The following is an 8,156-nucleotide window of genomic DNA, read 5'->3' as shown; positions in this document are numbered from 1 at the left end:
GCCGGCCCCGCGCGGCATCCCGCAGATCGAGGTCTCCTTCGACATCGACGCCAACGGCATCATGCACGTCACGGCCAAGGACCTCGGCACGGGCAAGGAGCAGAAGATGACCGTCACCGGCGGCTCCTCGCTCGGCAAGGACGAGGTCGACCGGATGCGGCAGGAGGCCGAGCAGTACGCGGAGGAGGACCACCGCCGCCGCGAGGCCGCCGAGTCCCGCAACCAGGGTGAGGCGCTCGTCTACCAGACGGAGAAGTTCCTCGTCGACAACACGGAGAAGGTCCCGGCCGACGTCAAGACCGAGGTCGAGACGGCCGTCGGTGAGCTGAAGGACAAGCTCAAGGGCGAGGACGCCGCCGAGATCCGTACCGCGACCGAGAAGCTCGCCGCGGTCAGCCAGAAGCTGGGCCAGGCCATCTACGCCGACGCCCAGGCCGCGCAGGGCGCTGCCGGCGCCGAGGGTGGTCAGCAGGCGAAGGCCGAAGACGATGTCGTCGACGCCGAGATCGTCGACGACGAGAAGCCGAAGGGTGGCGCTGTCTGATGTCGGAGGAGACGCCGGGCTTCGACGAGAAGCCCGAAGTCCCCGCCGGCGCCGACGCGGACGACGTCGAGCCGAAGGCCGCCGACTCCTCTCAGGAGGAGGCGGCCCCCGCCGGGGACGCAGTTCAAGGCCATGGGCAGGAGACTGCTCTGCTGGCGCAGCTGGACCAGGCCCGTACCGCACTCGCCGAGCGCACCGCGGACCTCCAGCGGCTCCAGGCGGAGTACCAGAACTACCGCCGCCGGGTGGAGCGGGACCGGATCGCCGTCAAGGAGATCGCGGTCGCGTCCCTCCTGACCGAACTCCTTCCGACCCTGGACGACATCGGCCGGGCGCGGGAGCACGGCGAGCTGGTCGGCGGCTTCAAGTCGGTGGCCGAATCGCTGGAGACGGCCGCCGCCAAGATGGGGCTGCAGCAGTTCGGCAAGGAGGGCGAGCCCTTCGACCCGACGATCCACGAGGCCCTGATGCACTCGTACGCGCCGGACGTCACCGAGACGACCTGCGTGGCGATCCTGCAGCCGGGGTACCGGATCGGCGAGCGTACGATCCGTCCCGCGCGGGTCGCGGTGGCCGAGCCCCAGCCGGGGGCGGCGCCCGCCGCGAAGTCCGAGTCCGCGGACGGCGACACGCCGTCCGACAAGGACACGGATGCTCCCGACGAGGGCTGACGTCGAACATGTAGGGACAGGGATCCGAGAGGAGGGCCACCGGGGATGAGCACGAAGGACTTCGTCGAGAAGGACTACTACAAGGTCCTCGGTGTCCCGAAGGACGCGACCGAGGCCGAGATCAAGAAGGCGTACCGGAAGCTCGCGCGCGAGTTCCACCCGGACGCCAACAAGGGCGACGCCTCGGCCGAGGAGCGCTTCAAGGAGATCTCCGAGGCGAACGACATCCTCGGCGACGCCAAGAAGCGCAAGGAGTACGACGAGGCCCGCGCGCTGTTCGGCAACGGAGGCTTCCGCGCCGGTCCGCCGGGCGCGGGCGGCGGCTCGTTCAACTTCGACCTGGGCGACCTCTTCGGAGGGACCCAGGCCGGTCAGGCCGGCGGCTTCGGCGGCGGTCTGGGCGATGTCTTCGGCGGCCTGTTCAACCGCGGCGCCGGCGCCGGTACGGGCACCCGTGTCCAGCCGCGCCGCGGCCAGGACATCGAGTCCGAGGTCACCTTGTCCTTCACGGAGGCGGTGGACGGGGCCACGGTCCCGCTCCGCATGTCCTCCCAGGCGCCCTGCAAGGCCTGTTCCGGCACCGGCGACAAGAACGGCACCCCCCGGGTGTGCCCGACCTGTGTCGGCACCGGCCAGGTCTCGCGCGGCAGCGGCGGCGGCTTCTCGCTGACCGACCCCTGCGCCGACTGCAAGGGCCGCGGTCTGATCGCGGAGACCCCCTGCGAGGTCTGCAAGGGCAGTGGGCGGGCCCGCAGTTCCCGGACCATGCAGGTCAGGATTCCGGCGGGCGTCTCCAACGGCCAGCGGATCCGGCTGCGCGGCAAGGGCGCTCCGGGCGAGCGCGGCGGCCCGGCGGGCGACCTCTACGTCGTCGTCCACGTCGACAGCCACGCGGTGTTCGGCCGCCGGGACGACAACCTCACGGTGACCGTCCCGGTGACCTTCGCGGAGGCGGCCCTGGGCGCCGAGATCAAGGTCCCGACGCTGAACGGCCCCTCGGTCACGCTGAAGCTCCCGCCGGGCACCCCCAACGGCCGTACGATGCGGGCCCGCGGCAAGGGTGCGGTCCGCAAGGACGGCACCCGCGGCGACCTGCTGGTCACGGTCGAGGTGACGGTCCCCACGGAGCTGTCCGACAAGGCCCGCGAGGCCCTGGAGATGTACCGCGACGCGACGGGTTCCCAGGACCCGCGCGCCCTTCTGTTCGAGTCCGCGAAGGGAGCATGACATGGACGGCCGCCGACGCCAGACCCGTCTGGGCAGTGGTGCGTACCAGCTGACCGACGACACCCCGGTCTACGTGATCTCGGTGGCCGCCCAGCTCTCGGGCCTGCATCCGCAGACCCTGCGCCAGTACGACCGCCTCGGTCTGGTCTCCCCGGACCGTACGGCCGGCCGCGGCCGGCGCTACTCCGCCCGGGACATCGAGCTGCTGCGCACGGTGCAGGCGCTGTCCCAGGACGAGGGCATCAACCTTGCGGGAATCAAGCGGATCATCGAGCTGGAGAACCAGGTCGCCGCGCTCCAGCAGCGCGTGGCCGAGCTCGCCGCGGCCGTGGACGGCGCGGCGGCCACGCTCCAGGCCCGGGAGGCCCAGGTCCACGCCTCGTACCGCCGCGACCTGGTCCCGTACCAGCCGCCGCAGCCGGGCAACGCGCTGGTCGTCTGGCGTCCCAAGCGTCCCCTGGACTGACCGCCCGGACTGACCGTCCTGACTGACCGCCCGGCCCGACCGCCCCGGACCGAGCGCCCCAGCACGCGCGAGAAGGCCCCGCCCTGAGTGATCCGGGCGGGGCCTTCGGCGTCCGCCCGCGGGCGGCGCCACGCTACTCGTGGGCCGTCAGGATGCCGGACTGGGCGATCAGGTAGCCCAGCTGGGCGCGGCTGCCGCTGCCGAGGGCCGTGGCGAGCTTGGCGATGTGCGTACGGCAGGTCCGTACGTTCATCCCCAGCCGGCGCGCGATGGCCTCGTCCACGTGCCCCTCGACCAGCAGCTGGGCGATGGAGCGCTGCACGCCCGAGATCCCGTCCGGCATGTGGGTGTACTTGACCTCCTCGCCCAGCGGCACGGCGCGGCGCCACAGCTGCTCGAAGACCTTGATGAGGTAGTCGACCAGGCCGGGGTGGCGCAGCTCCAGCGCGACGCGGCGGTCGTCGCTGACGGGGATGAAGGCCACGGTGCGGTCGAACACGATGAGGCGCTCGATCAGCTCCTCCAGGGTGCGGATCTCGACCTTGCCCGTGGAGATCCGGTCCACGTAGGCGAGCGTGCCCTGGCTGTGCCGCGCCGTGTGCTGGTAGAGGGTCCGGATGCTCACTCCGCGGTCGATCAGCGGCGCGTCGCGCTCCAGGGCCTCGCTGAGGGCGTAGGAGGGCCGCGCCCCGCCGGGCTGGACCGTCAGCATCTCCGTGTGGCACTCGGCCGTGGCGAGGTCCAGGGCGGCGTTGATCTGGTCGAATCCCTCCAGCACCGTGATGGCGTGGGTGTTGGCGGGGCTCTGGGCGCTGATGGTCAGGAACGGCTCGAATGCATCGGTGAGGTCGACGGCAGTGCGCCGCCGGTCCTGGATCTCCCGCTCCAGGGGATGCAGTCGCTGGGCCAGCGCGACGGCAGGGGGAACCGCGCGGAGCTGGTTCGCGTCGTCCGGATCGGGTCGCAGCAGAGCGAATTCAAGCAGGCAGGGGACGGTTTCCACTTCGCTCCGCGGCACCCTACCGGTGGTCAGCGCCGCCGCATAAAGGCGTGCCCCCTCGTCGCACAGAGATGTGACGGGGTGGGGATGTGTCGGGTTTGTGTCTCTTATGGGCAAATCTCCACCCCCCAGGGTCCTGAACATGCAAGAACATGATGCATCGTCCCTGTGGCCGTAACGTGCCTGAATGAGCCATGGTCTGACGTGCGGGGGAGAGGATTCCATCAAGTGAGGACGAAGCCGACCATGTACAAGAGAATGCTTCGCTCGGCGCTTGCCGTTGGTTTCTCCGCTGTTGCGGTTTTTGGGGCAGTCAGCGCCGTCCACGGCGATGCGGGGAGTCTGGCCAATGACAGCGGTTGGAACACAGTACCGGTGGACAGCGGTTGGAACGCCGCCCCCGCCGGTGAGCCCGACAGCGGCTGGAACATCGTGCCGGTGGACAGCGGGTGGAACACCGCTCCCGCCGGTGAGTCCGACAGCGGCTGGAACATCGTGCCGGTGGACAGCGGGTGGAACACCGCTCCCGCCGGTGAATCCGACAGCGGCTGGAACACGGCGCCTCTGAAGGCCGTCTGATGACCCCTGACGACCGGAACTTCCGGCGCGAGATGGCTTCGGCGTACCGGTCCGGATGGCAGTTCATCGATCTCGCCACCGCCATCCCGTACGCCGGCGACTCGTTGATGATCACCCTGTTCGGCCAGCCGATCGTCGTCGTACGCGAGGAGGACGAGGACGTCCGCGCCTACCGCTGCCTGCGCCGCCCCCGGGGCGCACCGCAGCCCGTCCGCTGCGAAGTGCGGTACGGCATGGTCTTCGTCAATCTCGATCAGCGTGACCACCAGCTCTTCGAACCCGATATCACCGCCGCCACCCCCCGCAGTGCCTGAAGCGATTCCCCCGTCGTTGCAGATCGCTCAGGCGCTTCCCCCACACAACGGCGCCATCGTGGACCTGACCACGATGGCGCCGTTGTGATGTCCGCGTCCAGTGGTTGAACCGGACAATCAACGGGAAGAGCCGGCCCGCCGCGTGCCTCAGGCCCGGCCCATCGCCCGGTCCAGGGTGATCTCCAGGACCACCCGGTCGGGGTTGGGCGACGGCACCCGCCCGTACCGCTCCGCGTAGCGCGCCACCGCGTCGGCGACCGACGCCTCGTCCGTACGGATCACCGCGCGCCCCTCCAGGGTCGCCCAGCGCCTGCCGGCCATCTGGCACACCGCCACCCGCGCCGAGCCGCCGGGCGCCTCCAGGACGTTGCGGATCTTCTTGCTGTTCTTGCTGCTGATCACCCGCGCGAGCCCCGCCCCGGGGTCGTACGTCACGCCCACCGGCACCACGTGCGGAGTGCCGTCGGGCCGCGGGGTGGTCAGGGTGCAGACGTGCCGCTCCCGCCAGAAGGCGAGGTACTCGGGCGTCGGGTTGAGTACGTCATGGGACATGCGTCGAAGCGTACGGGCGCGCCCTTGAGTGGAATAGACTCAACTTTGCAGAAGCTGATTCTGTCAGATCTACGCGATTGACCACCCCTCCGGAGAGGAGAAGTCACACATGGACGCCGAGCTGACCAACAAGAGCCGGGACGCCCTGAACGCAGCCACCAGCAGGGCCGTCAAGGACGGTCACGCCGACCTGACCCCCGCGCACCTGCTGCTCGCCCTGCTCGCCGGCCAGGACAACGAGAACATCATCGACCTGCTCGCCGCGACCGACGCCGACCAGGCCGCCGTACGGGCCGGCGCCGACCGGCTGCTCGCCGCCCTGCCCAGCGTGACCGGCTCCACGGTCGCGCCCCCGCAGCCCACCCGCGACCTGCTGGCCGTCCTCGCCGAGGCGGATGCGCAGGCGGGCAGGCTCGGCGACGAGTACCTCTCCACCGAACACCTCCTCATCGCCATCGCCGCCAAGGGCGGACCGGCCGGTGAGGTCCTTTCCGCCCAGGGCGCGACCGCGAAGAAGTTGCTGGCCGCCTTCGAGAACGCACGAGGAGGACGGCGGGTGACCAGCCCCGACCCCGAGGGCCAGTACAAGGCCCTGGAGAAGTTCGGCACCGACTTCACGGCAGCCGCCCGTGAGGGCAAGCTCGACCCGGTCATCGGCCGCGACCACGAGATCCGGCGCGTCGTGCAGGTCCTGTCGCGCCGTACGAAGAACAACCCGGTGCTCATCGGCGAGCCCGGTGTCGGCAAGACCGCCGTCGTCGAGGGCCTGGCCCAGCGCATCGTCAAGGGCGACGTCCCCGAGTCCCTGAAGAACAAGCGGCTCGTCTCCCTCGACCTCGGCGCGATGGTGGCCGGCGCGAAGTACCGCGGCGAGTTCGAGGAACGGCTCAAGACCGTCCTGGCCGAGATCAAGTCCAGCGACGGACAGATCATCACCTTCATCGACGAGCTGCACACGGTCGTCGGCGCGGGCGCCGGCGGCGACTCCTCCATGGACGCGGGCAACATGCTCAAGCCCATGCTGGCCCGCGGCGAGCTGCGCATGGTCGGCGCGACCACCCTCGACGAGTACCGCGAGCGGATCGAGAAGGACGCGGCGCTGGAGCGGCGCTTCCAGCAGGTGCTGGTCGCCGAACCGTCCGTCGAGGACACGATCGCGATCCTGCGCGGCCTCAAGGGCCGCTACGAGGCCCACCACAAGGTGCAGATCAACGACAGCGCGCTGGTGGCGGCGGCCACCCTCTCGGACCGGTACATCACCTCCCGCTTCCTTCCCGACAAGGCCATCGACCTCGTCGACGAGGCCGCGTCCCGCCTGCGCATGGAGATCGACTCCTCCCCGCTGGAGATCGACGAGCTCCAGCGCTCGGTGGACCGGCTGCGCATGGAGGAGCTGGCGCTGAAGAACGAGTCGGACCCGGCCTCGCTGGAGCGTCTCGACAAGATCCGCAAGGACCTCGCGGACCGCGAGGAGGAGCTGCGGGGCCTGACGGCGCGCTGGGAGAAGGAGAAGCAGTCCCTCAACCGGGTGGGTGAGCTCAAGGAGCGCCTGGACGACCTGCGCGGACAGGCGGAGCGGGCGCAGCGTGACGGCGACTTCGACGCCGCCTCCAAGCTGCTCTACGGGGAGATCCCGGCGCTGGAGCGCGAGCTGGTGGAGGCGACCGAGGCCGAGGCCGAAGTCGCGAAAGACACGATGGTCAAGGACGAGGTCGGCCCCGACGACATCGCGGACGTGGTCGGCGCCTGGACCGGCATCCCGGCCGGCCGCCTCCTGGAGGGCGAGACCCAGAAGCTGCTGCGCATGGAGCAGGAGCTGGGCCGCCGCCTGATCGGCCAGGAGGAGGCCGTACGGGCCGTCTCGGACGCCGTACGCCGCACCCGCGCCGGGATCGCCGACCCCGACCGCCCGACGGGCTCGTTCCTCTTCCTCGGCCCGACGGGCGTGGGCAAGACCGAGCTGGCCAAGGCGCTCGCCGACTTCCTCTTCGACGACGAGCGGGCCATGGTCCGGATCGACATGTCGGAGTACGGCGAGAAGCACAGCGTGGCCCGGCTCGTCGGCGCGCCTCCCGGCTACATCGGCTACGAGGAGGGCGGCCAGCTCACCGAGGCCGTCCGCCGCCGCCCGTACAGCGTGATCCTGCTGGACGAGGTCGAGAAGGCCCACCCCGAGGTCTTCGACATCCTGCTCCAGGTCCTGGACGACGGCCGCCTCACGGACGGCCAGGGCCGGACGGTGGATTTCCGCAACACCATCCTGGTCCTGACCTCGAACCTGGGCAGCACCTTCCTCATGGACCCGCTGACCAGCGAGGAGCAGAAGCGCGAGCAGGTCCTCAAGGTGGTCAGGGCGAGCTTCAAGCCGGAGTTCCTCAACCGCCTGGACGACCTGGTGGTCTTCTCCGCGCTGAGCCGCGACGAGCTGGCGCACATCGCGGAGCTCCAGGTCGGCCGCCTCGCGAAGCGGCTGGCCGACCGCCGGCTCACGCTGGACGTCACGCCCGAGGCGCTGGCCTGGCTGGCGGACAAGGGCAACGACCCGGCGTACGGCGCGCGCCCGCTGCGCCGCCTGATCCAGACGGCCATCGGCGACCGGCTGGCCAAGGAGATCCTCTCGGGCGAGGTCAAGGACGGCGACACCGTACGGGTGGACGTGGCGGGCGAGGACCTGCTGGTCGGCCGCGCGACGTAGGCGGGACGGGGGCCGCGGCCGACGGCCGCGGCCCTTACCCGCGTCCTACTCCTGTCCGCCCGGAGCGGATCGCGCGTGCGGGGGTGGACAGGGGGTATGCGCGATGGG

Annotated in this window: 9 protein-coding genes; 7 read left to right on the top strand and 2 right to left on the bottom strand. The window is 70.6% G+C overall.

The features are described 5' to 3' along the window. From ACWDYJ_RS31235 to ACWDYJ_RS31220, 4 genes are all read left to right on the top strand, one after another. The coding region (locus ACWDYJ_RS31235) for an Hsp70 family protein (RefSeq protein ID WP_451568964.1) at nt 1-544 on the top strand (544 nt) is incomplete at its 5' end. Beyond that, nucleotides 544-1,215 carry a nucleotide exchange factor GrpE gene (gene grpE / locus ACWDYJ_RS31230; protein ID WP_451568963.1) on the top strand — a complete coding sequence of 224 codons (672 nt, stop codon included), beginning with the start codon at nt 544-546 and terminating at the stop codon, nt 1,213-1,215. The genes ACWDYJ_RS31235 and grpE, both read left to right, overlap by 1 nt. A 45-nt stretch (nt 1,216-1,260) precedes the next feature. Then, nucleotides 1,261-2,442, top strand: a complete 1,182-nt coding sequence (dnaJ, locus tag ACWDYJ_RS31225) for a molecular chaperone DnaJ (RefSeq protein ID WP_451568962.1) — start codon at nt 1,261-1,263, stop codon at nt 2,440-2,442. A 1-nt stretch (nt 2,443) separates the two neighbouring features. Continuing rightward, on the top strand, nt 2,444-2,908 hold the full coding sequence (locus ACWDYJ_RS31220) for a heat shock protein transcriptional repressor HspR (RefSeq protein WP_451568961.1): 465 nt from the start codon (nt 2,444-2,446) through the stop codon (nt 2,906-2,908). 133 nt (nt 2,909-3,041) lie between these two features. On the opposite strand, the gene ACWDYJ_RS31215 is transcribed toward ACWDYJ_RS31220, so the two are convergent. Next, nucleotides 3,042-4,052, bottom strand: a complete 1,011-nt coding sequence (locus ACWDYJ_RS31215; protein ID WP_451568960.1) for a helix-turn-helix transcriptional regulator — start codon at nt 4,050-4,052, stop codon at nt 3,042-3,044. Between the two features lie 102 nt (nt 4,053-4,154). Here ACWDYJ_RS31215 and ACWDYJ_RS31210 point away from each other — a divergent pair, with 102 nt between their 5' ends. Next, nucleotides 4,155-4,487, top strand: coding sequence for a hypothetical protein (locus ACWDYJ_RS31210; protein ID WP_451568959.1), 333 nt, complete (start codon nt 4,155-4,157; stop codon nt 4,485-4,487). Then, nucleotides 4,487-4,801: a (2Fe-2S)-binding protein gene (locus ACWDYJ_RS31205; protein ID WP_451568958.1), complete on the top strand. Its 315-nt coding sequence runs from the start codon at nt 4,487-4,489 to the stop codon at nt 4,799-4,801. The genes ACWDYJ_RS31210 and ACWDYJ_RS31205 overlap by 1 nt, the downstream gene beginning before the upstream one ends. Before the next feature lie 147 nt (nt 4,802-4,948). On the opposite strand, the gene ACWDYJ_RS31200 is transcribed toward ACWDYJ_RS31205, so the two are convergent. Continuing rightward, nucleotides 4,949-5,353, bottom strand: a complete 405-nt coding sequence (locus ACWDYJ_RS31200) for a pyridoxamine 5'-phosphate oxidase family protein (RefSeq protein WP_451568957.1) — start codon at nt 5,351-5,353, stop codon at nt 4,949-4,951. A gap of 109 nt (nt 5,354-5,462) precedes the next feature. On the opposite strand from ACWDYJ_RS31200, the gene clpB reads away from it, so the two are divergent. After that, nucleotides 5,463-8,048, top strand: a complete 2,586-nt coding sequence (gene clpB, locus ACWDYJ_RS31195; protein WP_451568956.1) for an ATP-dependent chaperone ClpB — start codon at nt 5,463-5,465, stop codon at nt 8,046-8,048. Nucleotides 8,049-8,156 lie beyond the last annotated feature (108 nt).

The sequence above is a fragment of the Streptomyces sp. NPDC003042 genome (assembly GCF_053591315.1).
This window is presented reverse-complemented; position numbering and strand designations above follow the sequence as displayed.

Excerpts from the sequence above, each read along its gene's own strand:
- grpE (WP_451568963.1), top strand. The coding sequence starts at position 544 with ATGTCGGAGGAGACGCCGGGCTTCGACGAGAAGCCCGAAGTCCCCGCC.
- dnaJ (WP_451568962.1), top strand. The coding sequence starts at position 1,261 with ATGAGCACGAAGGACTTCGTCGAGAAGGACTACTACAAGGTCCTCGGT.
- ACWDYJ_RS31220 (WP_451568961.1), top strand. The coding sequence starts at position 2,444 with ATGGACGGCCGCCGACGCCAGACCCGTCTGGGCAGTGGTGCGTACCAG.
- ACWDYJ_RS31215 (WP_451568960.1), bottom strand. The coding sequence starts at position 4,052 with ATGTTCAGGACCCTGGGGGGTGGAGATTTGCCCATAAGAGACACAAAC.
- ACWDYJ_RS31210 (WP_451568959.1), top strand. The coding sequence starts at position 4,155 with ATGTACAAGAGAATGCTTCGCTCGGCGCTTGCCGTTGGTTTCTCCGCT.
- ACWDYJ_RS31205 (WP_451568958.1), top strand. The coding sequence starts at position 4,487 with ATGACCCCTGACGACCGGAACTTCCGGCGCGAGATGGCTTCGGCGTAC.
- ACWDYJ_RS31200 (WP_451568957.1), bottom strand. The coding sequence starts at position 5,353 with ATGTCCCATGACGTACTCAACCCGACGCCCGAGTACCTCGCCTTCTGG.
- clpB (WP_451568956.1), top strand. The coding sequence starts at position 5,463 with ATGGACGCCGAGCTGACCAACAAGAGCCGGGACGCCCTGAACGCAGCC.